The sequence below is a fragment of the Cupriavidus sp. SK-3 genome, from assembly GCF_000611145.1.
Lineage (GTDB): Bacteria > Pseudomonadota > Gammaproteobacteria > Burkholderiales > Burkholderiaceae > Cupriavidus.
The window spans coordinates 1-26663 of the sequence record NZ_JFJV02000229.1 but is presented as its reverse complement, the minus strand read 5'-3'; the positions used below and the strand labels follow the sequence as shown (position 1 = coordinate 26663).

23 protein-coding genes are annotated in these 26663 nt (G+C 67.3%); 8 read left to right on the top strand and 15 right to left on the bottom strand.

Annotation, left to right across the window (positions count from 1 at the left end; genetic code table 11):
- Positions 1-62 precede the first annotated feature (62 nt).
- The 4 genes from CF70_RS23455 to CF70_RS23440 all read right to left on the bottom strand — a co-directional run bounded on the left by CF70_RS23455 (position 63) and on the right by CF70_RS23440 (position 5652).
- Positions 63-1601, bottom strand: coding sequence for an acetolactate synthase large subunit (locus CF70_RS23455; protein WP_035870409.1), 1539 nt, complete (start codon positions 1599-1601; stop codon positions 63-65).
- 100 nt (positions 1602-1701) lie between these two features.
- Positions 1702-2481, bottom strand: a complete 780-nt coding sequence (locus CF70_RS23450; protein ID WP_035870387.1) for a GntR family transcriptional regulator — start codon at positions 2479-2481, stop codon at positions 1702-1704.
- 186 nt (positions 2482-2667) lie between these two features.
- A complete protein-coding gene (locus CF70_RS23445; protein WP_235185183.1) occupies positions 2668-3720 on the bottom strand; it encodes a DUF535 family protein in 1053 nt (350 codons plus the stop codon).
- Positions 3721-4149: 429 nt separating this feature from the next.
- Positions 4150-5652, bottom strand: a complete 1503-nt coding sequence (locus tag CF70_RS23440) for an SLC13 family permease (RefSeq protein WP_035870384.1) — start codon at positions 5650-5652, stop codon at positions 4150-4152.
- A gap of 154 nt (positions 5653-5806) precedes the next feature.
- On the opposite strand from CF70_RS23440, the gene CF70_RS23435 reads away from it, so the two are divergent.
- Positions 5807-6592, top strand: coding sequence for an AraC family transcriptional regulator (locus CF70_RS23435; protein ID WP_035870382.1), 786 nt, complete (start codon positions 5807-5809; stop codon positions 6590-6592).
- A 45-nt stretch (positions 6593-6637) separates the two neighbouring features.
- Here CF70_RS23435 and CF70_RS23430 read toward each other — a convergent pair whose 3' ends face one another.
- Positions 6638-7009: a MarR family winged helix-turn-helix transcriptional regulator gene (locus tag CF70_RS23430; protein ID WP_160172287.1), complete on the bottom strand. Its 372-nt coding sequence runs from the start codon at positions 7007-7009 to the stop codon at positions 6638-6640.
- Between the two features lie 44 nt (positions 7010-7053).
- On the opposite strand from CF70_RS23430, the gene CF70_RS23425 reads away from it, so the two are divergent.
- Both CF70_RS23425 and CF70_RS23420 read left to right on the top strand, forming a co-directional pair.
- Positions 7054-7569, top strand: a complete 516-nt coding sequence (locus tag CF70_RS23425; protein WP_035870380.1) for a MarR family winged helix-turn-helix transcriptional regulator — start codon at positions 7054-7056, stop codon at positions 7567-7569.
- Positions 7566-8339: a DNA alkylation repair protein gene (locus CF70_RS23420; protein ID WP_035870377.1), complete on the top strand. Its 774-nt coding sequence runs from the start codon at positions 7566-7568 to the stop codon at positions 8337-8339. Before CF70_RS23425 ends, CF70_RS23420 begins: the two co-directional genes overlap by 4 nt.
- Positions 8340-8537: 198 nt before the next feature.
- Here the strand turns inward: CF70_RS23420 and CF70_RS23415 are convergent, their stop codons facing one another.
- Genes CF70_RS23415 through CF70_RS23405 form a run of 3 tightly spaced genes read right to left on the bottom strand, consistent with a single transcriptional unit; the run spans position 8538 to position 14236 of the window.
- Positions 8538-11660, bottom strand: a complete 3123-nt coding sequence (locus tag CF70_RS23415) for an efflux RND transporter permease subunit (RefSeq protein ID WP_035870375.1) — start codon at positions 11658-11660, stop codon at positions 8538-8540.
- 13 nt (positions 11661-11673) lie between these two features.
- Positions 11674-12906, bottom strand: a complete 1233-nt coding sequence (locus CF70_RS23410) for an efflux RND transporter periplasmic adaptor subunit (RefSeq protein ID WP_081862320.1) — start codon at positions 12904-12906, stop codon at positions 11674-11676.
- Positions 12907-12934: 28 nt separating this feature from the next.
- Complete coding sequence (locus tag CF70_RS23405) at positions 12935-14236, bottom strand: TolC family protein (protein ID WP_051648850.1); 1302 nt, start codon at positions 14234-14236, stop codon at positions 12935-12937.
- A gap of 469 nt (positions 14237-14705) precedes the next feature.
- On the opposite strand from CF70_RS23405, the gene CF70_RS23400 reads away from it, so the two are divergent.
- Positions 14706-15470, top strand: a complete 765-nt coding sequence (locus tag CF70_RS23400; RefSeq protein WP_035870399.1) for a sulfite exporter TauE/SafE family protein — start codon at positions 14706-14708, stop codon at positions 15468-15470.
- Between the two features lie 23 nt (positions 15471-15493).
- On the opposite strand, the gene CF70_RS23395 is transcribed toward CF70_RS23400, so the two are convergent.
- Complete coding sequence (locus CF70_RS23395; protein WP_035870373.1) at positions 15494-15979, bottom strand: GFA family protein; 486 nt, start codon at positions 15977-15979, stop codon at positions 15494-15496.
- A 618-nt stretch (positions 15980-16597) separates the two neighbouring features.
- On the opposite strand from CF70_RS23395, the gene CF70_RS23385 reads away from it, so the two are divergent.
- The 3 genes from CF70_RS23385 to CF70_RS23375 all read left to right on the top strand — a co-directional run bounded on the left by CF70_RS23385 (position 16598) and on the right by CF70_RS23375 (position 19205).
- A complete protein-coding gene (locus tag CF70_RS23385; protein WP_035870369.1) occupies positions 16598-17470 on the top strand; it encodes a hypothetical protein in 873 nt (290 codons plus the stop codon).
- A gap of 241 nt (positions 17471-17711) precedes the next feature.
- Positions 17712-18332: a hypothetical protein gene (locus CF70_RS23380; protein ID WP_051648848.1), complete on the top strand. Its 621-nt coding sequence runs from the start codon at positions 17712-17714 to the stop codon at positions 18330-18332.
- Between the two features lie 222 nt (positions 18333-18554).
- Positions 18555-19205, top strand: a complete 651-nt coding sequence (locus CF70_RS23375; protein WP_160172286.1) for an HAD domain-containing protein — start codon at positions 18555-18557, stop codon at positions 19203-19205.
- A gap of 76 nt (positions 19206-19281) precedes the next feature.
- Here the strand turns inward: CF70_RS23375 and CF70_RS23370 are convergent, their stop codons facing one another.
- The 6 genes from CF70_RS23370 to CF70_RS23345 form a co-directional block, all read right to left on the bottom strand.
- Positions 19282-20148: a DMT family transporter gene (locus CF70_RS23370; RefSeq protein WP_035870367.1), complete on the bottom strand. Its 867-nt coding sequence runs from the start codon at positions 20146-20148 to the stop codon at positions 19282-19284.
- 380 nt (positions 20149-20528) lie between these two features.
- Positions 20529-21107, bottom strand: a complete 579-nt coding sequence (locus CF70_RS23365; RefSeq protein ID WP_035870365.1) for a hypothetical protein — start codon at positions 21105-21107, stop codon at positions 20529-20531.
- Positions 21104-21739, bottom strand: coding sequence for an SCO family protein (locus CF70_RS23360; RefSeq protein ID WP_235185182.1), 636 nt, complete (start codon positions 21737-21739; stop codon positions 21104-21106). Before CF70_RS23360 ends, CF70_RS23365 begins: the two co-directional genes overlap by 4 nt.
- Positions 21736-22338 carry a c-type cytochrome gene (locus CF70_RS23355; RefSeq protein ID WP_035870363.1) on the bottom strand — a complete coding sequence of 201 codons (603 nt, stop codon included), beginning with the start codon at positions 22336-22338 and terminating at the stop codon, positions 21736-21738. The genes CF70_RS23360 and CF70_RS23355 overlap by 4 nt, the downstream gene beginning before the upstream one ends.
- Positions 22335-23066 (bottom strand): cbb3-type cytochrome c oxidase subunit II, encoded by a 732-nt coding sequence (locus CF70_RS23350; RefSeq protein ID WP_081862319.1) that lies wholly within the window; start codon positions 23064-23066, stop codon positions 22335-22337. The genes CF70_RS23355 and CF70_RS23350 overlap by 4 nt, the downstream gene beginning before the upstream one ends.
- Before the next feature lie 2 nt (positions 23067-23068).
- Complete coding sequence (locus CF70_RS23345) at positions 23069-24715, bottom strand: cbb3-type cytochrome c oxidase subunit I (protein WP_035870361.1); 1647 nt, start codon at positions 24713-24715, stop codon at positions 23069-23071.
- A 320-nt stretch (positions 24716-25035) separates the two neighbouring features.
- Here CF70_RS23345 and CF70_RS23340 point away from each other — a divergent pair, with 320 nt between their 5' ends.
- Complete coding sequence (locus CF70_RS23340; RefSeq protein ID WP_035870358.1) at positions 25036-26469, top strand: PLP-dependent aminotransferase family protein; 1434 nt, start codon at positions 25036-25038, stop codon at positions 26467-26469.
- The last annotated feature ends 194 nt before the right edge of the window (positions 26470-26663 follow it).

Genomic DNA, 26663 nt, shown 5'->3' with positions numbered 1-26663 from the left:
CCTTTAAGCCTTTAAGCCTTTAAGCCTTTAACTTTAATAAGTTAAATTCCAATTTCAAACCCTCAAATCACCAACTCAATCAAAAACGGCCCCGACCGCGCATTCGCCATCCCAAACAACTCCGCAAACCGCCCCATATCCTCAGCCCGCGCAGCCTCCACCCCCATCCCATTAGCCAACTGCACCCAGTTCAGATCCGGATTCCCGATATCCAGCATATCGAGCGCAGTCTTCCCCGCACTAGCCCCGACCCCGGCCAGCTCCCCCAGCAAAATCGCATACTTCCGGTTAGCCAGGATCACCACCGTAACGTCGAGCTTCTCGCGCGCCATGGTCCACAGCGATTGCAGCGTATACATGCCGGAACCGTCAGCCTGCAACGCAACCACCCGGCGTCCGGGCGCCGCCACCGCGGCACCGGTGGCCAACGGCAGGCCATCGCCGATCGCACCGCCGGTGAGCTGCAACCAGTCATGCGGCGCGGCATGCACGGTACCCGGATAGAAAGCACGCCCAAAGCTGACGCTCTCTTCCACCACGATGGCTTGCTCGGGCAACAACGCAGTCAATGTCTGCGCCACGGCTTCGGAAGTCACCGCGCCCTTGGCGATCTCGTGCGAGGACACGGAGGCCGGCAGGGAAACCGCCGGCGCACCCAGCTCGTCGGCAAGGCGCGCGAGCGCTTCCGCCAGGTCTTGTTCCGGACGCGCCAGCACATGGATTTCCGCATCTTCCGGGTACGGCCGCGGCGACTTGCCCGGGTAAGCGAAAAAGGTAACCGGCGGCGGCGCGCCCACCAGGATCACATTGCGGATACCGGCCAGCTTGGCGAGCGATGCGTCGCCGGAATACGGCACCCGGTCCACATTGAAGCGGCCGCGGCCGCGCGTCACGCGCGCGTTGGACATCGGCGTGATCAGGCGGGCGTCGGTCGCGGCGGCAATGCGGTGCGCGTCGGCCAGCGCGGCTTCGCGCAGCGCGGTGCCGGCCAGCACGATCAGCGTGGGCTGGCCCGAGCGCAACACGCGCGCGGCTTGCCCGATGGCATCCGGGGAGACCTTGGGCACGGAAATCGGCGCCAGCGGCGCGGCCACCTTGCCGCCGGCATCCCAGCAGACGTCGGACGGCAGGATCAGGCTGGCCACCCCGCCCGGCGCGGCGCATGCGGCCTGTACCGCAGTGGCGGCATCCGCACCTACCGAAGCGGCATGCGTGGCGGTACGGGTCCAGACCGAGACGGGACGCGCCCAGCCCTCGGTGTCGGCGGTCAGCGGCGCGTCGAGCGGGCGATGGTAGGTGGCCTGGTCGCCAACGATATTGATCACCGGCGTCTGCGCGCGGCGCGCGTTGTGCAGGTTGGCCAGGCCATTGGCCAGGCCCGGGCCGCAATGCAGCAGCGTGGCAGCCGGCTTGTCCGCCATGCGGGCGTAGCCGTCGGCCGCGCCCGTCACCACGCCTTCGAACAGGCCCAGCACACAACGCATGCCGGGAATCCGGTCGAGCGCGGCCACGAAATGCATCTCGCTGGTGCCCGGGTTGGCAAAGCAGGTGTCCACGCCGCAGGCCAGCAGCGTCCTGACCAGGCTCTCGGCCCCGTTCATCTCGCCCTGCCCGTTGTCTGCCTGGCCGGCATGGTTCCCTTGGTTGCGGTCGGTAGTCTGCATCTTGTTGATTTCCAGTTGGCAGGTCATTGAGTTGGCATCAGCATTGCGCGCCCGGCGCAAGCAGGTCGAAATCCAGGCACACGAACTCGCTCGGGAATTCGATGCGCGCGTAGTAGACGATCACGTTGTCGACGCAGGCGTAGCGCCGCAGCTCGGCCACCGGCGCGCCAACCGGCAAGGCCAGCCGGGCGGCCGATTCCGCGCCCGCCGCGATGATTGACAGGCGCTGCCTGGCGGCCGTGACCTTCAGCTGCGGGAAGCGGTCGAGCACCGGCACCGATGGGCTGTGGCGGAAGGCTTCGGGGTTACGCGCGAACACGCTGGCTTCGATGAAAACCTCGCCCAGCGCAAAGGGGCGCTGCTCGATCCGGTGCAGCCGGCGCAGGAAGTGATAGCCCGGCGCACGCGCCGCGCTGCAGGGCATGCCGAGGTCTTCCGGCAACGGCACGGTGCCGACGGATTCCGACAGCGCTTCGGTATCGAGCTGCTCGCCAACCGCAACCACCTGGTCCCAGCTGACTGGCAGCTTCAGCGCGCGGCGCTCACGGCCGCTTGCCTTGACGAAGGTGCCACGCCCGCGCTCGCGGGTCAGAAGGCCTTCCTCGTCCAAAAGCGAGAGTGCGTGGTGCATGGTCATGCGCGCTACGCCAAACTCGCGGCAGAGTTGCTCAAGCGACGGAATGCGCGCGCCCTGGCGCCATTCGCCGCTTTCGATATGGCGGCGGAAGATGGTGGCAAGCTGCAGGTAGACCGGCTGACGGCTGCGGGAAAGGAGATCGCTGTTGACAGGCAAGGCGGTGAAAGCCGGGTTCGGCATCTGCGGCGGCGGCGGGCATGGCGCCAGCGCGCCGCCGCTATATGGAAACGACCTACTTTAATAAGGTCTATAAACCTAGACTACTGGGGTTTACTGCAAGGCGGACGAAAAAAAGCGCGGGACGAAATCCCGCGCTTCCTGCACTTTTCTGGCTTGCATCCCCGGCGGGCCTGCTGCCACCCTCTTTTACGCCGCGAGCGCCTCGGGGCCTGCCGGCGCAATGACTTGCGTCAGGACCGGCGCCGGCGTCATGGCCGGTACCGGGCCGGGTGTCGCGAGCCAGTCGCGCACCATCGCCTGGATGGACTCAACCTGTGCCAGCTTGCGCCTGTAGGCCGAGCGCTTCTTGGACGGCAGTTCCATCACATCGCGGCGCGGCTGGCAGACCGGCATCGCGACATTGCCGCAGGCCAGCGGCTCGCCGCCCGACTCCATCCAGAACCCTTCGTAGTCGCAGTGGATCTCGCGCGGGGTATGGCGCTGGCGCCCCACATGGTTGTTCCTGCAAACGCCCACGATGCGTTGCACGTCCAGCGCGGCGGCAAAGGCGAGCAGGGCTTCCATCACCACATCCTTGGGACGCAGGCCTTCGCAGGCCTTGGTCGCTTCGCGGATCAGGTCGCGGCTGTTTTCGCCCATGGGCCCTTGCAGCCCGCCCACGAAGATCTCCGGCCCGGTATTGCCTTGCACCAGATAGAAGCTAAGCTGGCTCAGGCAGACGCCGGTGGCCGTATCGCGCCAGTAGAAAGCCAGTTCGCCTTCCTTGGGATTGGGCCCGGAGTCGGCCAGGTGCAGTGCGTACCGCCCTTCGCCCACCGAGCATTCGAGGCCGCCGCCCAGGTAGATCCGCTCGTTGAGCGCCAATGGCACCAGCGTGTTCAAAATCCGGTAGTGCTCCAGCACGATACGCATGCGCTCGCGGAAACGCAGCCCATATGCGCCGAGCGGACGATATGGACGCTCCAGCAGTGCGGGCCTGGCGAGGGCGACGCGCTGCATCAGCGCGCAGGAACCCACCGCTTGTAACCAGCTGCGTACCGCCTTATGGCGGAATGCCGAGCTTCCAATCAGCTTGATGCGCCTGATCCACCACTTTTTGCCGCCCGGCGGGTGGCAGAAAGCCGACAGCGCGGCGAGAGCCCCCAGATAACGAAAATAGAAAAAAGGTCCGAGATCCAGAAAGAATCCCTTGGCACTAAGCCCCGATAGCCATTGAAGGCTCGAGATTGGTCCTTGCACGACTTGACGCTCTCCTGTTACCAATGCAGCAAAGCCGGTGCCCGGTCTTGTAGTGCGCTGCCCTTGCGATCGACACGCCCGCGCTTGCCAGGCGGCAAGCTGCGGCCCTGCCGGGCCCGGATCACGAGGCACAGCCGGCGGCCTGGCAGAGCCTCCGGGTAAACGTATTGCCTCGTAATACTTCGTAACGAATAGTAATACTTCCGGTTGACATGAAGATAAGTCATTACCGGCAGAGAGCAAAAAAAACCAGCTGACGCCGGCCGGCCGGCGTTCCGCGGCGAAATACGAGCGAGCGGCTACGGACAGGCCAGCGCGCGGCCGGCCCCGTGGGCAAAGGCCCGAATTCCGGCTTGCCCGGCGATCCGGGTTGACCAGATGTCGAAGGGCGGAATCATGTCTCAGATGGCACAAGCTTGCTGGCGGCGCTCACGGCAGGTAGCCCAGCACCCGCCACCAGACATAGTCCAGCGGCAACAGCACCAGCAAGGTCAGCGCGGCCAGCGCCAGGCACAGCCGGGTGCCCTCGCGCAGCCCTACGCCGCCGAGTTGCATCGCAATCACGATGGGCGGCGACTGGTAGGGGAAGAACACCGTCGAAAACACCGGTACCTGCAGCATCAGCACCGCTTCGAGCGACAAACCCGTGGCCTGCGCCAGCTGCCTGGCCAGCGGCGTCAGCACCGCCGGCAAGCCGGGCAGCGTCGTCATCAGGCCCAGGCTCGCCCCGACCGCGCCCAGCGCGGCCACGTTGGCAGCGGTATGTCCCGGCGAGAGCGGCAGCCAGCGCAGCAGCGCCGCGCTGATGGCCGTCCCCAGCCCGGTCGATTCCACCACGGCGCCCAGGCCAAGGAAGCCCGCCACATAGACAAGTGGCGTTAGATGCACCTGCTCGGCCAGCGTGCGCGAGGACACCAGGCCCACTCCAGGCAGCAGGCAGACGATGCATGCAGCCAGCGAGATCCAGGCAGGCGAGATGCCGTGCAGGGTATCCGTGGCAAACCCCGCCACGGCCAGCGCCAGGATCGCCGCCAGCAGTTTTTCCTGTCGGCTCGGCGCACCCGCTTCCTGCTGGGGCAGTGCCGCGATCGGCCCGTGCTCCGGAAACATCCGGCATACCAGCCAGACCAGCATGAAGGTCTTCAGCACGCCAAGGATGGGAAAATGCAGCAACAGGTAGCTGCCGTAGCTTAGGTTGACGCCATACAGCGAACTCGCCGCGCCGAGCAGCACACTGTTCGGGATATTGGCCGGCAGGATGGCGGTGGGCGGCATATAGCTGGCCGCCGCCACGGTCAGCACCATGCCGATGCGGCCGTTGGAGCCCGGCGCGAAGCCGAGCCGGTCGGCCAGCGCCAGCACGATCGGCATCAGAAGCAGGACACGCCCGGTGGTCGATGGCATCAGGAATGCCAGCCCCACCGCGCTCAGCGCCACGGTGCCGATCACCTGCCGGTAGCTGCCCACCCGGCCGCGGAAAATAATAGCCGCCAGCCGCTGCGCCAGCCCGGTCTGGCGCAAGGCTACCCCGGTTACGGCGCCGCCGAACATCAGCCACCACGCGGTGGAGGCGAAGCCCGAGAACACGACGGAAGCTGGCGCCACATGCAGCAGGATGGCGCACAGGAAGAACAACAGGGTGGTGGCCGGCTCCGGCAACACGCCAAGCGCCCAGCAGCACACCGTCGACAGCACCAGCGCGGCCGCCAGCACGAGCCCGTCGGGTGCGCCGGTGGCGCGTCCCGCCAGCCACACCGCCGCCACGCACAGGGCAATGACCGTGGCGGCGCGCACGCTGTCCGATAGCTTGCCAGCCGGCGCGGTACCGGCGCTCGCCTTTGGCGCGGAAGCCGCCTGCCCGGCGCGACTGGCGGGAAGAGTGGCAGGAAAAGTGGCGGGGGGCGACAAACCAGGCCGGCTGCTGTTGCTCATGCTAAGGAACTCCGTGGTGCTGATGCGATGAGCGCCATCGTAGGGTGGCACGAAGTGGCTGAGTTACACTTCTCGGGCAATTTCTTACGAATTCCAGCCACCTCCGCAGCGCGCGGCCAATGCGGACAGCGGCGGCGACAAGGAGCAACACCGGATGCCACGCACCGCCTACCAGCCTGTCCCGCTGACAGAGCCCACCGCCGGGCAGCCGGTCATCGTGCACCTGCGCCTGCCGCCACCCAACGCGATCATTCGCCGCCACCGGCATACGTGGGGACAGGTCTCCTGTCCCCTGCGCGGCAGCATGCGCGTGACCGCGGCGGGGACCACCTGGGTGGTGCCGACCATGCGCGCGGTATGGATACCGCCGGACGTGGAACATGAAGTGGTCACGCTGGGCGAGGCCGCGCTCCACGCCTGCTATGTGCTGCCGGCAGCGTCGCCACTGTCGCTCGCCACGTGCTCAGTCCTGGAAGTGTCGCCACTGATGCGCCACCTGATGATGGCGCTGACCGAAGCCGCCAGTCTGTCCGAGCGGCGGCGCCATCTGAGCGCCGCCCTGCTGATCGAGGAGCTGCGTGCCGCCCCCACCCTCTGGCCGGGGCTGGCGCTGCCGACCGACCGCCGCCTCAAGGCACTGTGCGACGCCCTGATGGAGCAGCCCGGTTCGGCATTGAGCCTGGCGCAATGGGCTGAACTGACGGGCGCCAGCGAACGTACCCTGGCGCGCCTGTTCCGCACCGAGCTGCGCACCAGCTTTGCCGCGTGGCGCCAGCAGCTGCGGCTTGCGCACGCCGTCGACCTGATGAGCCGGGGCAAGCCGCTGGCGCATGTGGCATCCGAGACCGGCTATGCCAATGCCGGTGCGTTCTCCACCATGTTCCGGCGCGCGCTGGGCAAGGCGCCCCGGGACTTCATGGCGCGCAGGACCGGCGAGTAGCACGCGGCGAAGCCACCCTGCGCGCCTCGCTGGCTGCCCGGCCGCTCAGGAACCGCCCCGCTCCTCCCCCGCATCCGGGGCTGGCGACGTGGCATCGTGCGCGGCCAGCTTGAGCATGGCGTGCGCCGCCTTGCCCAGTGCATCGCGCTCGCCGTCATCCAGAGCGGCGGCCAGGGCCTCCTCCAGCCACGCGGTGCGGGCGTGCATATCGTTGGCCAGCACATCGCCGCCCTTGGGCGTCGGCGAGATCAGGATTTCCCTGCGGTCGGCTTCATTCCTCTCGCGCCGGATCCAGCCCGCCTGTTCCAGCTCGGCGATCAGCCGGGTGAGGGACTGGGGCGCAAGGCGCTCTTCAGCAGCCAGGCGCGACGCGGGGACCGAGCCCGTCCGTTTCAGCGTACTCAGCAGCCAAGGCAAGCGCACTTGTCACTTAGTTAGGCGCCATATAATATGGCGCCACTATGAATGCGCTCGAACAGAAATATCTGGCCCTGCTGGACGCAGCCAAACGACGCCAACTACCCGATCTGGACAGCATCCGGCTGTGCTTCCAGGCACTGTCGCTGGCGTCCGCGATTGACCGCGACTGCGCGGCGCTGCTGGCACCGCATGGGCTGTCCGAAGGCCGTTTCGTGCTGTTGTTCTTGCTGGACGCGGCCAAGGACGGACTGGCGCCCAACGCGCTCGCCGGGCAGGCTGGCGTGACTCGCGCCACCATCACCGGCCTGCTCGATGGGCTGGAGCGCGAGGCGCTGATCGAACGCCACGCTGACAGCATGGACAGGCGCGCGCTGACCATCCGGCTGACCCCCAGGGGCAAGCAAGTCGCCAGGAAGGTGTTCGACCAACACGGCCGCTGGATCGCCAGCCTGTTTGGCGACTTATCCGCACAGGAGCGCAACCTGCTCGCCGGGCTGCTGAACAAGGTCTCCGCGGGCATTGCCAGCCGCAGCGCCATGCCGGGGGATCCTGCATGACGCAACCGACAACACGCAAGGGCGCCAGCCGGGCGGCGGACATTCCACCCGACATCCTGGCCGCGCTGGAGCGTGGCGAACTGCAAAGCGCCACGCTGGCCGAATGTCTGGCGTTGAATCAGGCCACACTGTTGCGAGCCGTGCTTCCAGACCTCGCGCCACCCGCCATCCGGCAGGCCGAAGCCGCCTGCCAGCTTGGCATCCTCAAGCGCATGGCCGGCATCGGCGCCGTTTTGTTCGAAGAGCTTGGCCCCGCGGGCATCGCACGCTGCCAGGCGCATCCATCGGACACCGTGCGCGGCTGGGCCTGCTTCATGGCCGGCATGCAGCCGGGACCGGACCTGAGCCAGCGGCTCGCGGCCATCCGGCCTCTGGCCGACGACCCGCATTTCGGCGTGCGCGAATGGGCCTGGATGGCCGTGCGGCCGCATCTCGCTGCGGACCTCGATGGCAGCATCGCCCTGCTGGCCGCCTGGACCGCCGCACCGTCGGAAAGGCTGCGCCGTTTTGCCAGCGAAGCGTTGCGCCCGCGCGGCGTGTGGTGCGCGCACATCGCCGCGCTGAAGAAGAATCCGGCGCGAGCCCTGCCGCTCCTGGAACCGTTGAAGGCCGACACGTCGGCCTATGTACAGGACTCGGTGGCCAACTGGCTCAATGACGCTGCCAAGGATAGTCCCGACTGGGTCCGCGCACTGTGCCTGCACTGGCAGCAAGGCGAACCGGCGGCCGCCACCCGCCGCATTTGCAGCCGCGCGATGCGCAACCTGTAATGGCAGCAACCGCCTGTCCCGCCATCTGATTGAACGCTCCGCGCCAACACCAGCCCGGCTGGCCATTGAATGCCTTCACCGCGCGAGCGGCTTGCGGAGCGTTTCGCGGGCAGCATCGGCCGAGCGAAAGCCGATAAAAAAACCCGCCACCAGGGTGACGGGTTTTCGAGGCTGCGGGCGGCAGGAGCCGCCTGTCGATCAGGCCGGCATCGAATCCGACAGCCGGTTATCGCTCCCGTTGCCGTTTTCTTCATCCGGCCAGGTGCGTCCCACCATCCACTCATACAGCGTGGGCAGCACGATCAGCGTCAGCATGGTGGCAGTGATCAGGCCGCCGATGATGACGATGGCGAGCGGGCGCTGGGTTTCCGAGCCGATGGCGCGCGAGATGGCCATCGGGAACAAGCCCAGCATGGCCAGCAACGCGGTCATCAGCACCGTGCGCAGGCGGTCCATCGAACCGGTCAGCACGGCCTGGCGCACCGGCATGCCCTCGTCGCGCAACTGGTTGAAGTAGGTCACCATCACCACGCCGTTGAGCACGGCCTGGCCGAACAGCGCGATGAAGCCGATCGCCGCCGACACCGACAGCGGAATGCCGGTGAGGAACAGTGCGAACACGCCGCCGATCAGCGCGAACGGGATGTTCGAGATGATCAGCGTGGCGCTCTTGAACGACTTGAAGGCGTTGAACAGCAGCAGGAAGATCACCAGCACCGACAGCGGCACCACGATCGACAGGCGCGCCATGGCGCGTTCCTGGTTTTCGAACTCGCCGGACCAGCTGATCTTGACGTCGTCGGCCTTGACGTTCTTCGCCACCAGCGCCTGCATGTCCTTCACCACGCTGCCCATGTCGCGGTCGTGGATGAAGATGCCGATGGAGGTGGTGCGCTGGCCGTTCTCGCGGCTGATGTTCATCGCGCCGGAAGCGGCGCGGAAGTGCACCAGTTGCGACAGCGGCACCTGCGCGCCGTCGGCGGTCTGCATGAAGATATTCGGCAGGTTGGGCAGCTCGCGCTCGTTCGGCTTGAGGCGCACCGCCACGCTGAAGTGCTTCTCGCCTTCCCACAGCTCGGTGGCTGCCTTGCCGGCCAGCGCGGTTTCCATCAGGTCCTGCACGTCGGCCACGTTGATGCCGTAGCGCGCGGCCTGGGCGCGGTCGAAGTCCAGCACATACTGCGGCAGCTCGCCGTCACGGTCGATAAAGGCGCGCATCACACCCTTGACCGACTGCACGTTGGCGAGGATCTGGTCGGCCACGCGCTTGTTCTGCTGCAGGCTGTCGCTCTGCACCTTGATCACGATCTGGCCCTTGATCTGGGAGATGCTCTCAAGAATGTTGTCGCGCACCGGCTGCGAGAAATTGGGCTCGATGCCGGGCAGCTGGCGCAGATTGTGGTTGATCTCGTTGATGATCTTGCGCTTGTCGTAGCCCGCGCGCCATTGCTTGTCGTTCTTCAGGTCGACCAGGATTTCAACGGTGTTGATCAGCTTGGGATCGGTGCCATCGTCGGGGCGGCCCACCTTGGAGATGGTGGTATTCACCTCGGGCGTCTGGCGAATGACGCCGCGCAACCGCTTGGCCTGTTCGCGCGCTTCGTTGGTCGATACCGAAGCCGGCAGGTCGAAGCTGACCCACATCGAGCCTTCGTCCAGCTCGGGCAGGAACTCGCTGCCGAGGAACTTGCCCACGCCGACGGTAGCCACCAGCAAACCCAGGGCAACGCCCACCACGGTGCGCTTGTGGTCCAGCGCCCAGGCCAGCATCGGCTCGTAGAGACGCTTGCTGTGGCGCACCATGAAGTTATCTTCGTGGGCGATGTTCTTCGTGAGCAGCAGGTGGCACAGCAGCGGCACCAGCGTCAGCGAGATGATCAGCGAGCCGACCAGCGCCCCCGTGACGGTGTACGCCATGGGCGCGAAGATCTTGCCCTCGTGGCGCTGCAGGGTAAAGATCGGGATGTGCGCGGCGATGATGATGATCATCGAGAACACTGTCGGGCGGCCCACTTCGGTGGTGGCTTGCAGGATCGCGTGCAGGCGCGCGCGGCTGTCCTTGATCTGCGCTTCCTTCAACTCGCCCAGCCGCTTGAAGATGTTCTCCACCACGATCACCGCGCCGTCGACGATGATACCGAAGTCCATCGCGCCGAGCGAAAGCAGGTTGGCCGGGATGCCCACCCAGGTCAGGCCGATGAAGGTGGACAGCATCGCCAGCGGGATCACGATTGCCACGATGGCCGCGGCGCGCACATTGGCCAGGAACAGGTATAGCACCGCCATCACCAGCAGCGCGCCTTCGACCAGGTTGCCGAACACGGTGTGCAGGGTCTTGTCGATCAGCGTGGAGCGGTCGTAGTAGGGCACGATTTTCACGCCCTTGGGCAGGATCGTGCTGTCGAGCAGGTCGATCTTCTTTTTGAGCGCTTCCAGCACCAGCGAGGGGTTCTCGCCCTTGCGCATCACCACGATGCCCGAGACGATGTCATCTTCATCGTCCTGGCCCATCAGGCCCTGGGGCGGCGCGGAGCCGATGCGCACATCGGCGATGTCCTTGACCAGGATCGGCGTGCCGTTCACTTCCGACACCACCACGTTGGCAATATCGGCCGAGGTGTAGAAGCTGCCCAGCGAGCGCAGCAGGTACTGCTGTCGGCCGTGCGCGACGGCGCCGCCGCCGGCGTTGGAGTTGGCGCGCTGCAGGGCGGTGAAGAGCTGCGACAGCGAGATCTTCGCGTCGCGCATCCTCGCCAGGTTGGGGTTCACCTCGTACTGCTTGATGGTGCCGCCAATGGTGACCAGATCCGCCACGCCGGGAACCTGGCGAAGATTCTTCTCCACCACCCAGTCCTGCAGCGTGCGCAGTTCCTGCGCCGTGTAGCCCTTGCCGGTCAGGCGGAAACGGAAGATTTCGCCGATGGCGGTGGACAGCGGCGCCAGGTCGGGCTGCACGCCGTCTGGCAGGTCGACCCCGCGCAGGCGCTCGATCACCTGCTGGCGGGCCACCACGTCGGTGGCCTTGTCGTTGAAGGTGACCATCAGGAAGGACAGGCCGAACTGGGTGTGCGAAAACACCCGCACGGAATTCGGCGTGCCGGCCAGCGCGGTTTCGATCGGGATCGTGACCTGGCGTTCGACTTCCTCGGCGGCACGGCCCGGGTACAGCGTGATGACGTTGACCTGGATGTCGGAGACATCCGGGAAGGCTTCGATCGGCAGGTTCTTGAAGGCCGCCAGGCCACCCCCGATGAAGATGGCAAGGCCGAGCCAGACGAACAGCTTCTGGTGCAGCGCGAAATGGACGATACGCGAAATCATGTGGCGGTCTTCCTCACTGCTTCGCGCTGGCGCTGCTGGCTTCGCCGGCGCGGGCCGCGTTGACCGCGGTGGCATCGCGCAGGATGTCCTGCAGGTACAGGTTGCCTTCGATCACCACCATGTCGCCGTCCTTGAGGCCTTCGACCACTTCGGTGATGCCGGGCAACGACACGCCCAGCTTGACAAGACGGCGCTCGAAATGGTTCTGCGCGGTGCGCACGAACACGTAGCTGCGGTTGTCGGCCAGGAACACCGCCTTCGACGGCACGCTGATGCCCTGGAACGAGGCAGCCTGCAGCTTGGCAGTGACGAACATCTCGGCCTTCAGGCGGCGGTCCTGGTTGGGCACTGCCAGTCGCACCTTGATGCTGCGCGCGGCGGGGTCGACGTAGTCGGCCACCTTGATCACCTTGCCGGCGAAGGTCTCGCCGGGGTAAGCGCTGGAGACGAGCTGCACGGTCACGCCGGGCTTGAACAGTGCCAGGTCGGACTCGGCGGCATCGACCTGCGCCCACAGCTCGCTGGGATCGGTCACCAGGAACAGCGGCGCGGCGGGCGGCTGGTCGGGACGCAGTTCCATGCCGACATTGATGTTGCGCTCGACCAGCAGGCCATCAATGGGCGTGCGCAAGGCAAAGCGGTTGCTCGCGCCCTCGCCCTGCGCAGCGGCGCCGTACTGGCGCAGCGCGGCCTGGGTGCGCTGCAGGTCAGCGCTGGCACGGGCGGCGTCGGCCTGGGTCTGCTCCAGTTCCTTCTGCGCCACGATGCCGGCGTTGTACAACTCGCGCTGGCGCGCCAGCGCCTTGCCGGCGTAGGCGGAATCGGCGGCGGCCTTGCGGGCATCGGCCTGGGCGATGCCGAAGTCGGTCGACGTCAGCGTGGCCAGCGACTGCCCGGCCTTCACATTGCTTCCCGGCTGCACCAGCACCTCGGTCACGCGGCCGGCAAACGGCGTGGTCACGCGCACGGTACGGTCCTCGTTCCATACCAGGCGGCCGGGCAGGCTCAGCATGCGCTCGCCGCCGCTCTTGACGGCCTGGCCCGAAATGCCGGGCAGCGTCCTGACCGTGGCGGGGAATTCAATCGTATTGCCGCTGACCTTGGGCTCGTCGTTGGGGGGCGGGGCTTCCTGCTTGCCGCAGGCGGCCAGTGCCAGGGCAACCAGCGAAAACGCGGCCAGCCGCGCGGCAACGCCGTGGCGGGCCGTGGCACGGGCGGGGGAAATCGAGGCAGGCGTAGCGGTCATCGAAACGGACATCGGAGCAGACACGGAATTAAGGACGCGGTACATCGGTACGAACCTGGGAATTGGGTGAGGACTGCAGGGCGGCGCGATAAGCCGCCAGGGATTTGGCGAATTCGCCTTGGGCGGTGACGGCATCCAGGCGCGTCTGGCGCAGCGCCCGGCGCGAATCGAGCAGGTCAAGCACGCTGCTGGCGCCCTTGGAATAAGCGAACTCGGCACTGCCGGCAACGCTTTCCGCGGTCGGGACCACGCCTTCCATCATCTGCTTGAGCGACAGGCGCGCGGCTTCGAGCTGGTTTCGCGAGCGCTCCAGTTCGTTCTGCGCTTCGAGCAGCACGCGGTTGCGATCGTCCAGCGCGGCGTAGTAATCCACCTCCGCGCGGCGGGCTTCACCGCCAAAGCTGTGGCGCACGTAGAGCGGGATCGACACGAACACGCCGAAGCTGTTGCCGCTGCCGGTCTGGTTGGAGGGCGAGGTGGGGTAGTGCTCAGCCTGCGCGCCAACGGTGACGTCGGGCACGCGGCCGGCGCGGGCCAGATCGCGCGCGCTGGCGGCGGCGGCCAGGCGGGCCTCGGCCGCGGTCACGTCGGGGCGGCGCTGCACGGTATCGGCATCGGGTTCCGGCACCGGCACATCGAGGGCAGGCCAATCGGCCACCAGGCGGTTGCTGGCCAGCGTGCCGGGCACGCCGATCGCCTGCGCCAGCGCAGCCTTGTCGCTCGCATGGTCGGCCATGGCGCTGCGCATGTCGGTCTGGGCGCGCATCACATCAAGCTGCAGCTTGCTGACATCCGCGCGCGAGACGTCGCCGGCCTTCAGCCGCGACTCATTGGCTTGCTGGGTGCGGCCATAGAGGGCCAGGGTCTCGGTGAGTACGGCGACGCGTTCCTGGCTCACCAGCGCTTCATAGAATGCCTGCTCGACAGCGCTGGTTTGCTGGGTGATCACGGCCTGCAGCACTTCGCCGGCGGCGCGGTTGTTGGCGCGCGCGGTATCCGCGCGCAATCCGCCCTTGTTGGCCGTCTCGATGGTCTGGTCCACGCGCAGGGTCGAATCGACCGTCTTGCTGCGCGGGCTGCCCGCGCCGACGCCGAGGTGGGGGTTGATATTGGCCACACCCAGGCTGAGCACCGGGTTCGGCCGCTGCGAGGCAATCTGGATATCCGCCTGGCTGGCCTCCTCGCCGCGCCGCGCGGCGATGATGTCGCGGTTGCAGCGCATCGCATCCAGGCGCACCTGGGCGATGGTCAGCGCTGCCTTGGCCGGCGGCGCAACGCAGGGGCCATCCATTGGCAGGGGCGCACTTTGCGGCACATCCGAGCCGGCCATGGCAGCGCCCGCTGCGGCACTGAAGAGGCTTATCAGCAGGAAACGAGGAATGGAAAAAGACACGATCAATCTGGCTCGGTTCGACTTTAGTGTGCGGTAAACGACCATGCCCGCCGATCGGTGCACCGAGATAGCGAATATTCACGTATCTCCGTGGAACCGGCCGCGTTCTTGCCCGCATCCGGCGGTGGCAAAAGATCTTCCGAGCGCATTCAAACTGAACTGCATTACAAACGGCTTTCACGGAAGCAAATAAGACTGACGAAAGCACCGGAAATGGCAATTTCGAGGGAAAACCCTGACAAAGCCGTCGTATAGAGCACAAATCCGGTCACACCGCCGACGCTCGCCAAACCCACGTATCATTGCGCGCTTCCCGCTGCTCTTTTCCCTTTTCCGTCGGCCCGGCGGACGTTATCACTCCCCAAGCAGTGCACGCCCTTTGCGCGCCCTCCAGCTTTCCATCCTCATGCCTGCCCATTCCCTGCTGTCCTGCGCACTGATCTTTGGCCTCGGTGGCTTGCTGGGCGCCGTCGGCGGGCTATTCGGCATCGGCGGGGGCCTGATCGCCATCCCTGCGCTGGGGCTGCTCTACGGCATGGACCAGCAACTGGCGCAGGGCACCGCGCTGGTAATGATCGCGCCCAATGTGGTGATCGGCTTCTGGCAATACCGCCGGCGCGCGGACATCGCCCTGCGCACGGCGGCCGTACTCGGGCTGTCGGCGGTCGTGGCCACTTATGCCTCCGCGCGCCTCGCCACCGCCATCGATGCCGTGCTGCTGCGCCGCATCTTTGCCTGCTTCATGATCGGGCTGGCGCTTTATTTCCTGTGGCGCCTGCTGCCAGGGCGCGCTGCCACGGTGCAGCAAAGCCGCCTGTCGCCGCGCTGGATTCCGGCGCTCGGCGCGGTGGGCGGCGCATTTTCCGGGTTCTTCAGTGTCGGCGGCGGCGTGGTGGCCGCGCCTGCCCTGGTGGGACTGTTCGGCTACCGGCAGGCGGCGGCGCAAGGCCTGGCGCTGGCGCTGGTCACGCCCGGCGCGGTGGTGGCACTGGCCACCTACGCCCACGCCGGCCATGTCGACTGGGCTAGCGGCATCCCGCTCTCCCTCGGCGGCATGCTGACCATCTCGTGGGGCGTGGCGCTGGCCCACCGCATGCCGGAACGGCGGCTGCGCGCGCTGTTCGCCGTGTGCCTGATCGCCACCGCCGCGATCATGCTGGCGCGCGGCTGACAGGCGCCCGGACAAGCGCCCGCCTAGCCTTGCAGCCCCTTGCGCCGGTGCCACTCCGCCAGCGACTCGGCAGGCCAGGTACCGCAATGCACATGGCCCCGCCCCTTGGGCACGTCGACCCAGGGCGCGGCATAGTCCAGCGCGGCTTCCACCACCTCCGGCGGCCTGGGCAGCGGCGTGTCGATCGCCGACGCGTGCGGATGCACCAGTTCCGGCCAGCGCGGATCCCACAGCCATAGTGCGCTGCCACATTTCAGGCAGAAATGCCGCCCCGCCTTCGAGCGCCGCGCACGCTGGCCGGGCTCGCGTATCACGGCGTGATAGATACCGATATGCTTCTTGCCGCGAACCTTCAGGGTGGCCGCGTCGCCGCCCAGATTGATGGCATAGCCGCCGCCACCAGCCGTCTTGCGGCAGATCGAGCAGTGACAGTGCATGAAGGGATAGGGCGAGTCCGACTCCAGGCTGAAGCTGACCGCGCCGCAATGACAGGAACCTTCGAGATGCATGGGATCTCCCGTGAGTTCGGGGAGCATTCATTCTAGGCGGCAGGCGCCGGTCCGGAAGAGATGCGCAGGGCGGCTGGCTGGACAAGGCCTTCCCGATATGGCATAAGAGATGTTGCCGCCTGTAAACACGCAGCGCTCCTGGCAGAATTTCCTACCCTTCATCCGAGACCACATGCTCCTCGTCCCGCACCTCAACGCAATCCGCCGGCATGCCATGCATGCCGCGGCCCTGCGTGCGTGCGCGGCACGGGGCTGCGTGCGCTCGTGCCGCGCCACAACGGCCGCGGCCTACTTCCATGGTTTCGCCGCCGTGCTTCTCTTGGCCGTGCGGGGAAACCAGGACTCACCAGCCAGGTCCTGACTTTCCCCGCACGGCACTTTGCCTGTGGGCGCCATCGCGCCCCTTGTCCAACGTGCAACCTGGGAGAAAGCCAATGTCTTCGTCCTCGATCTATCACAAGACCCTTTGTGCGATAGGCACTGTCGTCGCCGTCTACCTTCTCATCAATCTCTGATTGACCACGGGGCGCCGGCATAGCCGTTGCCCCGTCATGGCCTTGCACGCCGTTCCATTGCCGCGGCGCGTCCGCGGCACGCATTACGCACGCCCCTATCGCCATGGAGCTCACGAAGAATTTTGTCAAAGCCAAGCGCCCCTGCGCCGATGGCTACCGCTGGTTCGTCCGTAACCGCCAGGACGGCAGCGACTACCAGCGCCTGCTCGACGCCCTCGTCGAAGCCGGCCGTGTCGACGATGCCTGCTGGCTGCTGACGCAGTTCGGCCCCACCGATGCCGTACTGGCCGTGGATGCCATCGACGCCGAGGCCGTGGTCTTTGCCGGCTCGCTGCTGGTGCGCGGCGGCATCGACGTGGAGACCACGGTCAGGGCAGGCGGTGCCATCCGGGCCGGCGGCGGCATCCGCGCAGGCCGCGCCATCGTGGCCGGCGCGGACATCGTGGCCGCGGGCGGCATCCATTGCGCCGGCGTGCTGGAAGCCGCCGGCGATATCAAGGCCGCATGGGGCATCGACGTGCGCGACGCCATCACTGGCGGCGGCAACCTGAAGGCGGGCTGGGATGTGCTTTGCGGCGGCAAGATCGCGCTGTCCGGCAGCGCGCTGGTCGGCCACGACCTGATTACGCAAGCCGCCATCCATTGCGGCAAGAGCATTCGCGCCGGCGGCACGCTCGACGCGCGCCACACCATTCGCGCCGGGCACGGCATCGAGTGCGGCGCCTCGATCCGCTCAGGAATGCATCTCGAAGCGGGCTGGGGCATCAAGGCGCAAGAGGCCATCCTTGCCGAATGCGCCATCAAGGCCGGCGAGGGCCTGCAGGCGCGGGACGAAATCCGCGCGGGAGCGGGCTATGGCGTGTACGCCGGGCTGGATGTCAGGGTCGATGCCTGGCCGGCGAGCGCGAAGGTGCTTGCCGCGGCGAAGCCCGAGGGGCTGGTGAGCGGCTGGTGGGAGGAACCCGCCATGCGCTGAGATGCCGCCGCGCGCCCGCGGCCCCGGGTGACGCGCGTCCCGCCTGAATCCGTTCCTTGATCCTTTCCCCGGAGGTAAAGCGATGTTCTACAAAGTCTTGCTGATCCTGGTCTTCTTCATGGTCGTGGTGTTTGCCCTGGCACGGGGCTTCCAGCACATGCCCGTTTAGCGCCTGCGCTACCGGACCGATGATGAACCCCCATGCACCCCGCCCGGGGCGCATGGCAGCGAGGAGATTGCCATGGCCATCATGGCCCCAGTCATGACCTTCCCGTGGCTCGCGCGCAAGCTGGAACTGCGCATCGATGTCAGCCACCGTCCCGCCGAGCTCGACCAGGAGTTCGGCTCCATCTACGGCCGCCTCCACCGGCCGGGCGACCGCCTGCACGATATCCCGGCGGTCGCCACGGACTCGCCCGGGCTCGTGATCCGCTATCGCGAGGCCGACGGCGAGTACTACGTCTATGTGGAAGACGTCGCACGCAAGCGGCTGGCCGGCTACACCGTCTTCAACCGGCTGATCGAGGTAGGCCGGCGCGCCGATCCCCACCTGCGCGCACCGCACTCCAAGTTCGAGACGGCCTACCAGCGGCGCGGGCTGGCCACGGCGATCTATCGGTGGGGACTCGATGCGGGCCTCTGCCTGATGAGCGGCGCCCGGCAGTCGCCCGGCGCCAACGCGCTGTGGCACGCGCTGTCCCGGCACTATGCGCTGGGCTATGTGGATTTGCGCTGCAAGACCCTGACCTATCTCGGGCGCACGGTCAGCAGCCAGGTTCACGACGACCTGCACACGCGCATGATCCTGCTGGGCAAAGGCTGGAGCGTCGAGCGGCTGTCCGCGGCCACCGGCATGTTGTAGCCGAAGGCGTGCGGCTTCGTGAAAACCGGCTGCCGGTCGTGAATCGCCCCGCCAAGTTGTTTCCTGCCGAAACATCTCGGGCGGGCGAATCGCTGATTTTTACCAAGTCGCATCTCAAGTTACAGATATGTTGCAACTTAGGCATTCCGCGCCCCTCCAGATTTCCGTGGTTGCGTCGTAATCTTCAAACGTGCCAACCAGGCGCTGCAACCAAAGGAAATCATGTCAGAACGCCTCATCATGCTCGACGTCCCCGGTGTCCTCTATTCGAGCCGCTCCGAGGCTCGGCTGGGCGGAATTCCCGATACGGGAACCCTGCGCGACGTCCGCTTCTTCGATCCCGTCGCCCTCGGTTTCGTGCGGCGGCTGTTCGGCCTGGCCGGTGCCCGCGTAGTGATCTCCGAGGCATGGCGCCGCGGCGTTCCCGCCGCCATCCTGCAGCAACTGGATCTCCAGGTCGAGGGCATGACGCCCGAAGTGCCCGGCGGCCACGCCGCGCGTATCGCGGCCTACTTCGCCCGCCGCCCGGCGCCGCCGGCCTTCGCCATCCTGACCTGCGACACCGCGTCGATGCAAGGCGAGCAATACGCGCACCTGCATCCCCACGTGGTAGCGGTGAACCCCGCCGAGGGGCTGACGCCCGCCAACTTCAAGCAGGCGCTCGATATCCTCGGCGTGGCGTGCCCGTCCAGCCTCTGCCTCGACACACAGCCCGACGCTGGCCTGGAAGCCCGGCTGCAACGGTTGCGCCGCCTGGCCCGCGAAGCGCCCGCGCGTTTCGAGGTGGGCACCATCGCCGCACCGCTGTTCCAGGCCGTGCCCGAGTTGGTCTTGCCAACGCAACGCCAGGAGACGATGCTGGCGCACGCCTGATACGCTGCCCCGCTTCGCAAGCCGGCCCCGGCCCGCGGCGCGCCCTCCTGCGCGTTTGCGGCCGGGGCCGGTTTCGTTACCGTGCGCGCGCTTGTTCGCTGAACACCAGCACCAGCCCGAGCACGATCGCCACCATGCCCCCCATGCTCAGCGCGGCAAGGCGATTACCCAGGAACAGGTAATCCATCAGCGCGGTCACCGCCGGCACCAGGTAGAACAGGCTGGTGACGTTGACCAGGTTTCCCGCCTGGATCAGCGTGTAGAGCAGCAGCGTGGCGCCTACCGAAATCACCAGCGCCAGCCAGGCGAGCGACAACACAAAGCCGGCCGCCGGCATCACCTCCATCGGCTGGAACGGCACGAACAACAGGCACAGCGCCAACCCCGCGCAGTACTGCAAGGGCAGCACGTCGAGCGGCGCCTGCCGGATGTTCTTCTGCAGGATGGCACCGATCGTCATGCAGGCCAGTGCCGCCAGCGCAAAGCCCATGCCCGGCGCCGAAACACGCGCCATGCCGATGCCCTGCCAGACCACCAGCACCAGTCCGCCCAGCGCCACGGCAAGACCAGCCAGGCGGCGCGCGGAAAAGCGCCGCTCCACCAGCAGCAAGGTCAGGATCGGCTGCACGCCCAGCACCGTTGCCAGCACGCCGGGCGTAATGCCGCGCGCCAGCGCCAGCAGGTAGCAGATCGAGTACGCACCGGTCAGCAGCAGCCCCGCCGCGATCACCTGCGGCCGCGTGCCTGCCGCCGGCAACCAGCGGCGGCGCCATGCCGCGAGTACAAGAAGGACGGCCAGCGCGAGCGCGAAACGCGCGACCAGCAAGGCAAAAGCAGAAGCGTATTCAAGCCCCAGGCGCGCGAAGATCGCGCCGCTGCTCCATAGCAGCACGAAGAGCGTGGTCGAGCCATACGCGCTCAGGGCGGTTTTGTTCAAAGCCATGGTATTCACCTGTCACGGGGAATCGATCGGCTCCGGCGCACCCCGGCGTCACGCGGGCGCAACATGCGCCCTGGCGTCAGTCAGGGATAAAGCCGGAGCAGGGAAAAACCGGAAAATGCCGGAAAAGACAGGGCTGCGGATCAGCCCAGCGCGACGGCGGGCGGCGGCGCAAGGCCGGCCCCGGCGCGCGGCGGCGAGGTGACAGGAGGCGCGATGGCGGCGACGCACGGCCGGGCCCCACCCGCAGGGGTGGCGATGGCGGCAAAGGCGTCGTGCGCGGCGTGGATCATGATGGTCCGTTGAAGATGGGATTCCTGGCCCGCGGGCCGAAGGTTGGCGTAACGTTACACCACGCCTATGCGCAAGGCAACGCCGCCGGGCTATGCGGCCGGCTCGGGATCCACCGCCAGCCGGCTGGCGATCGCGAACAGCCACACCGCCAGCAAGGCCAGCGCCCACAGCACCAGCGCGCGGCCCGCCACCAGTTGTTCGTCGATCAGGTAGGTGCTGCATAGTTGCGCATCCGCCTCCTGGTACAGCAAGCCGGCGGTCAGCATCATCCAGACGCCGTTGATGACAAAGAAGCCTTGCAGCACGGGGCCGGCGGCCTGCCAGGAAGCGCGCGCCAGCAGGCCCGCGAGCACCATGCCCGCGACCTTGGCCATGCCCGCCGGCGCCGCCAGCGTGGCTTCGTCCAGCGCCACCGGCAGCATCCAGTAGCTGGCGATGCACCACGCTGCCAGCAAGCCCGGCAGGCCGGCGGCATTCCATGGGGCCAGCCAGTCCGTGAGCCGCCGGCCGGCGCAGCGCGCGGCCCACCAGCCCAGCAGCGCGAGCAAGGGCAATTCCAGCCCCATATGCCTGGCCATGGTGGCCTCGAGCCACGGCCGGAACAACGCAGCCAGCGCCAGCAGCACGCCGGGCAGGCAGGGGAGCCAGCCGCGCGCCAGCGCCTTCACAGCCGGCTCCGCAGTACGTCGGCCAGCGCCAGGTCCGGCCGCTCCACATCGTAGGCGGCAGCCAGCCGGCCGTGCCCGTCGACCAGGAACAGCGCGGCATTGTGCGAGTAGCCGCCCAGGCCATCGGGCAGCACGACGATGCCGAAGGCGTCGAGCAGGCTGCGCAGCCGCGCGGGATCGGCCACCGTCGCAAAGGTCCAGAGCGCCGGATCGGCGCGCAGGGTGCGTGCATAAGCGCGCAGCACAGCGGGCTGGTCATGCACCGGGTCGAAGCTCAGCGTCAGCAGGCGCACGCTGTCCTGCAAGCGGCGCTCGCGCAATTGCTGCTGCAGCCACGCCTGCCCCGAAGCGCTGGTGCGGCAGACCGCCGTGCACTGCGTATAGACGAAAGTCACCAGCGTGAGCGGGGCGCCGCCCTTGTCCGCCGCCGCGCCGCCGAAGGCGTGGCGCGCGCCGGCCTGGTCGAGCAGCACCAGCGCCGGCAGTTCGCGCGGCGCGCGGGCAAGATCGAGGCGACGCGCGCCGTCGGCGCTGACCGTGCGCAAGCCGCGCGTGGTGGCGAACACCGCCGCGCCGGCCGCCGCCAGCACCAGCGCCACCATCAGCAGCGTCTTGCCCCACGCGCGCGTCATGGCTTGGCGGCACCTCCCGCCTGGATGAACGCCTGCAGCGCCTCGCCGCCGTGCCAGGGTTCCTTTTGCGCGGCGGAGGCGGCGCGCGCCGCCGCTACCTGCGCGGCCTCCACCGGCGCGGCGCCGTTGCCCCACTGGCCGCGGATATGCGTGGCCAGTGCCGCGATCTCCGCGTCGGAAAACTGCTCGCCAAAAGCGGGCATGGCGCCGTTGTAGGTGGTGCCGAGCACGTCCAGCGGGCCGGTCATGCCGTGCAGCAGGATCTGCGCGAGCCGGTCCGGCTCGCCCGTGACCCAGGGCGAGCCGGCCAGCGGCGGGAACACGCCGGGAATGCCTTGCCCGCTGGCCTGGTGGCAAGCCTGGCAATTGGCCGCGAACAACTGCTTGCCATCGGCCACGGTACCCTGCCCTGCCGGTGCCGCCAGCGCGGCGACGTCGCGCCGGTCGCCCAGCGCGGCGCTGCCGTCGGCCCGCTCGATGGCGATGTAGCTGACGGCCCAGACCAGCAGGCCGCACACCAGTGCCAGCACTACCTTGGGCACCGGATTGTGCTGCTCGTGCGGATCGGCGTTCTCTGTCTTGTGGGCGGGTGGTTTCATCGGAGCGGAGCCACGCCGGCGTCGGAGGGCGCCGGCGAGCTGGAAGTGGATTGGGTGGAAGCGGCCGCACCGCGCGGGATGGACGGTGCGGAGGCAAGCGTGGCGCTGCCGGGTACTTGCGCGGGAACGGCTGCCGCGGCGGCCTGGTCAACCACCGGGTACGTGTGGCGCAAGCCGGTCAGGTAGGCCACCAGGTCCAGCGCCTGGGGCGTGGCCACCACCACCTTGCCCGGCGGCACCGTGCCGCCGGGCAGCGCGACAACCTTGTCGCTCTTGCTCACCGCGCCTTCCGGCTTCAGCTCGAACAGGAACGGATAGCCCGGCATGATGCTGTCCGCCACGTAGGCGCGCGGCTGGTAGAGATGGCCGAGGTGCCAGTCGGCGCTGGGCTGGCGCACGCCGATATTGAACAGGTCCGGGCCGGTGCGCATGGTGCCGAGCAAAGGGGGGCTGTCGTAGTGGTAGTCGGCCGCCACCGATGGGCGGCCCCAGCCGCGCTGCCCGTCGGCGCGCCCGGCGCCGGTGGAACTGGGCTGCTGGGTGTGGCAGGCAATGCAGCCGTTGGCGAGATAGACCTCGCGGCCACGCAACTGCTCGCTGGTATAGGGCGCCAGCGCCGCGGGCGCGGGCACATCCTTGAGCTGCAGGAAGGGCACCACGATCATCGCCGAGGTGGCGAGCGAGAGCGTGACCATGGCCCCGCCCACAAGTTTGAGTTCGTTTTCCATGTTCAGGCAGCCGCTTGGGAAACCATGCGATCGGTCTGCGCAAGCGCGGAAGGACGCAAGACCATCAAGGCAAAGTGGAAGGCAAAGACAAGGTGCCCCAGCGTCATCAGCGCGCCGCCGAGCGAGCGTCCCTGCAGCCAGGGCAGCGTGACCGCCACCGAATCCATGAAGGGGCGCGCCGGGTCCAGCAGCGCCAGGCCCTGCAGCACGCCGCCGATGCTCAGCGTGATGAGGTAGGTCAGGAAGCCCGCCACCACCAGCCAGAAATGCAGCGAGATCAGCGCGGGCCGGGGCCACGGCGCATCGACCATGCGCGGCAGGGCAAAGTAGATGCCGCCGAAGATCACCATCGACACAAAGCCGTACATGCCAAGGTGCGCGTGGGCCACGGTGAAGTGCGTGAAGTGCGTCACCGCATTGAGCGAGCGCAGCGCCTCGAACGAGCCCTGCACCGATGCCAGCGTGTACATGATGGCGCCGAACACGATGAAGCGCAGCGTGGCCGAGTGGCGCAGCGCACCGAAATGCCCCTTGAGCGTCAGGTGCTGGTTCACCGAGAATGCGGTCACCGGGATGATCATCATCACGCTCTGCACGATCGACAGCGTGATCAGCCACGGCGGAATCGGCCCGCCGATCAGGTGGTGCGCGCCGACCTGGCCGTAGAAGAACGCCAGCGTCCAGAAACCCAGCAGCGACAGGTTGTACGAACGTACCGGGCGCCCGATCACCTTGGGCAGGAAGTAATACACGGCCGCAAGCGACAGCGGCGTATAGAACAGCCCCAGCACATTGTGGCCGAACCACCAGTTCATGGTGGCCTGCTCCACGCCGAAGTGCACGCCCGGGATCTTGGCGACCACGTACAGCACCGGGAACCAGAACAGCGCCGCGCCGATATACCAGACCGACACGTACAGATGGTGCACGCGGCGCTTCTGCAGCATGAACGCCAGCGGCAGGCCGATCAGCATCCCGCCCAGCGCGAACAGCAAGCCCACCTGCCACGGGATCTCCAGCCATTCCATGCCGGCATTGATGCCCACGGCGATGGCGCCCAGCCCCGCCACCAGCCCGGCATTCCAGACCAGCGCGCCGATCATGGCGAAACGCCCGCCCAGCAGCGGCGTGCGCAACAGCCTGGGCAGCATCCACAGCGTCAGCCCGAGCAGCCCCATCGGCGCCCAGCCGTAGGCCACCGCGTTCAGGTGCATCGTGCGCAGGCGGCCGAAGCTCAGCCAGGCCTGCCCGGTCAGCAGGTCGGGCATATGCAGCTTGAGCGAACTGAGCAGCCCGGCGGCGGAAGCCACCACCAGCCACACCACGGCACAGCTCAGCATCAGCAGGGCTGGCAGGGAACTGGAGCGATCGGCCTCATGGCGCGCGGCCAGTTCGGCTTCGAGATCGGCGCGGGCCGCCGCGGCGGCGGATGCCGGCTGCCGGCTGGACGCGGCGCCGGTCCACAGCGCATGCTGCTGCGCGGCATCGCTCGATGGCTCCTCCGGATGGCCGATCTCGCCAGCCGCGAAGATGGTGCGCGCGCCAGCCGACTCAAGATCGAACAGGCCCTTGCGCAGCGACCAGATGAAGGCAAACAGCCCACCTACGGACAGCAGGAAGGTGGCTAACAACAGACTCGTGGGATCCATGGATTTCCTTGCACTCCCCACGACGGCGACAGGGCCGCCGCGGTCAACGGACAGCGCTGAATGCTAAGCAGGCAAGGCAGGACCGAACAGAAGCAGATCAAGACGAATCGACCGGATCAGCGGGATTTGCACGCGACAAGTTGCCGCAGCGCGCCCATCCCCGCGGAATCGTTGCTGGCGCTACATCGCCATTGCATCGACACTGCACCGTGCCCCGCGCTGATACGGTACAGTCGTCAGAATCCGGCCATGTGCCAAACAGTGGATTTCCCAGACCGCCGATGCCGCGCAGCAAACCGCCCACCTCCCGCCAGCCCCAGATGGAACCCCCTATCGGCACGCTCTATGAATTGCTGGCCGACGACATCGCGCAATCGATCCAGGCCGGCACGCTGCGGCCCGGCGACCGCCTGCCTTCGGTGCGGCAGGCCAGCGCCAGCCGCTGCCTGAGCCCCTCCACGGTGTTCCAGGCCTATTACCTGCTGGAAGCGCGCGGCCTGATCGTCGCGCGCCAGCGCTCCGGGTACTTCGTGGCGAGCACCACCCGCGTGCTGCCGCCGGAGCCCGAGGTGGCATCGCAGCCGGGAGAAGGCTCGACCGAGCTGAATGTGAGCGATCTGGTCTTCGACGTGCTGGCGTCGGCCAAGCAGCGCGACCTGGTGCCGCTGGGCTCCGCGTTTCCGAGCCCGCTGCTGTTTCCGCTGGAACGTCTGGCCAAGTCGATGTCGGGGGTGATCCAGCACCTGGACCCGTGGAGCTCGGTGGACGACATGACACCGGGTAACGCCGGCCTGCGCCGCCAGATCGCGCTGCGCTACCTGATCGACGGGCTCACCGTGCACACCGACGAGATCGTCATCACCAACGGCGCGCTGGAAGCGCTGAACCTCTGCCTGGCGGCAGTCACGCGGCCGGGCGACGCAGTCATCATCGAGTCGCCCACCTTCTACGGCGCGCTGCAGGCGCTGGAGCGCCACGGGCTGCGCGCCATCGAAGTGCCCACGCATCCGCGCGAAGGCATCGAACTCGACGCCCTCACCCGCGCGCTGGAGCGCCATCGCCCAAGCGCATGCTGGCTGATGACGAATTTCCAGAACCCGCTGGGCAGCCTGATGCCCGACGCCAAGAAGCGCGAGCTGGTGAAGCTGCTGGCGCGCTTCGAGGTGCCGCTGATTGAGGACGATGTGTACGGCGAACTCTACTTCGGCAACAAGCGGCCGACGCCGGCGAAGGCATTCGACACGAAAGGCCTGGTGATGCATTGCGGCTCATTTTCCAAGTGCCTGGCGCCGGGATACCGGATCGGATGGGCCGCACCGGGACGCTTCGCGCGCGAGGTGGCGCGGGCCAAGCTCACCAGCACGTTGACGGTGGCCGCGCCGACGCAGGCGGCTATTCTCAACTATCTGGAGAAGGGCGGCTACGACCGCCACCTGCGACAGTTGCGCCAGGCGCTGGCGCAGCGGCAGGATGCGTTCGCGCAGGCCATCGCGCGGCATTTTCCGGCGGGTACCCGGGCTACGCGGCCGGCTGGCGGTTATTTCCTGTGGATTGAAATGCCGGTGGGGACCGATAGCCTTGCATTGCATCGTTACGCGCTTTCCCATGGGATCAGTATTGCGCCAGGGCCGATTTTTTCTGCGCATGGGGGGTTTCGGCACTGCCTGCGGATTAATTGCGGGCATGATTTTGATGAGCGGAGTGACGCTGCGCTGGCTACGTTGGGGAGGTTGGCCGGGTTGACTATGGAGTAGGGATTTGGTGCGTGGGGTGAGTGAGCGTCGTCGTGCGCTGGGTTGTGTTTCTTTGGTGGCGGTGTTGGTTGTTGGACTCAAGGGCTTGGTGCGGTTTCTTCGCTGCGTGGTCTTGTTTGAACGGTGTTGGTTGTTGCACCCAACAGCGTACGACATCCCCCTTCGGGGGACGCCGGTCACTCTTCTTTGCCTCG

Excerpts from the sequence above, each read along its gene's own strand:
- CF70_RS23455 (WP_035870409.1), bottom strand. The coding sequence starts at position 1,601 with ATGAACGGGGCCGAGAGCCTGGTCAGGACGCTGCTGGCCTGCGGCGTG.
- CF70_RS23450 (WP_035870387.1), bottom strand. The coding sequence starts at position 2,481 with ATGCCGAACCCGGCTTTCACCGCCTTGCCTGTCAACAGCGATCTCCTT.
- CF70_RS23440 (WP_035870384.1), bottom strand. The coding sequence starts at position 5,652 with ATGAGCAACAGCAGCCGGCCTGGTTTGTCGCCCCCCGCCACTTTTCCT.
- CF70_RS23435 (WP_035870382.1), top strand. The coding sequence starts at position 5,807 with ATGCCACGCACCGCCTACCAGCCTGTCCCGCTGACAGAGCCCACCGCC.
- CF70_RS23425 (WP_035870380.1), top strand. The coding sequence starts at position 7,054 with ATGAATGCGCTCGAACAGAAATATCTGGCCCTGCTGGACGCAGCCAAA.
- CF70_RS23420 (WP_035870377.1), top strand. The coding sequence starts at position 7,566 with ATGACGCAACCGACAACACGCAAGGGCGCCAGCCGGGCGGCGGACATT.
- CF70_RS23415 (WP_035870375.1), bottom strand. The coding sequence starts at position 11,660 with ATGATTTCGCGTATCGTCCATTTCGCGCTGCACCAGAAGCTGTTCGTC.
- CF70_RS23410 (WP_081862320.1), bottom strand. The coding sequence starts at position 12,906 with ATGACCGCTACGCCTGCCTCGATTTCCCCCGCCCGTGCCACGGCCCGC.
- CF70_RS23405 (WP_051648850.1), bottom strand. The coding sequence starts at position 14,236 with ATGGCCGGCTCGGATGTGCCGCAAAGTGCGCCCCTGCCAATGGATGGC.
- CF70_RS23400 (WP_035870399.1), top strand. The coding sequence starts at position 14,706 with ATGCCTGCCCATTCCCTGCTGTCCTGCGCACTGATCTTTGGCCTCGGT.
- CF70_RS23395 (WP_035870373.1), bottom strand. The coding sequence starts at position 15,979 with ATGCATCTCGAAGGTTCCTGTCATTGCGGCGCGGTCAGCTTCAGCCTG.
- CF70_RS23385 (WP_035870369.1), top strand. The coding sequence starts at position 16,598 with ATGGAGCTCACGAAGAATTTTGTCAAAGCCAAGCGCCCCTGCGCCGAT.
- CF70_RS23380 (WP_051648848.1), top strand. The coding sequence starts at position 17,712 with ATGGCCATCATGGCCCCAGTCATGACCTTCCCGTGGCTCGCGCGCAAG.
- CF70_RS23375 (WP_160172286.1), top strand. The coding sequence starts at position 18,555 with ATGTCAGAACGCCTCATCATGCTCGACGTCCCCGGTGTCCTCTATTCG.
- CF70_RS23370 (WP_035870367.1), bottom strand. The coding sequence starts at position 20,148 with ATGGCTTTGAACAAAACCGCCCTGAGCGCGTATGGCTCGACCACGCTC.
- CF70_RS23360 (WP_235185182.1), bottom strand. The coding sequence starts at position 21,739 with ATGACGCGCGCGTGGGGCAAGACGCTGCTGATGGTGGCGCTGGTGCTG.
- CF70_RS23355 (WP_035870363.1), bottom strand. The coding sequence starts at position 22,338 with ATGAAACCACCCGCCCACAAGACAGAGAACGCCGATCCGCACGAGCAG.
- CF70_RS23350 (WP_081862319.1), bottom strand. The coding sequence starts at position 23,066 with ATGGAAAACGAACTCAAACTTGTGGGCGGGGCCATGGTCACGCTCTCG.
- CF70_RS23345 (WP_035870361.1), bottom strand. The coding sequence starts at position 24,715 with ATGGATCCCACGAGTCTGTTGTTAGCCACCTTCCTGCTGTCCGTAGGT.
- CF70_RS23340 (WP_035870358.1), top strand. The coding sequence starts at position 25,036 with ATGGAACCCCCTATCGGCACGCTCTATGAATTGCTGGCCGACGACATC.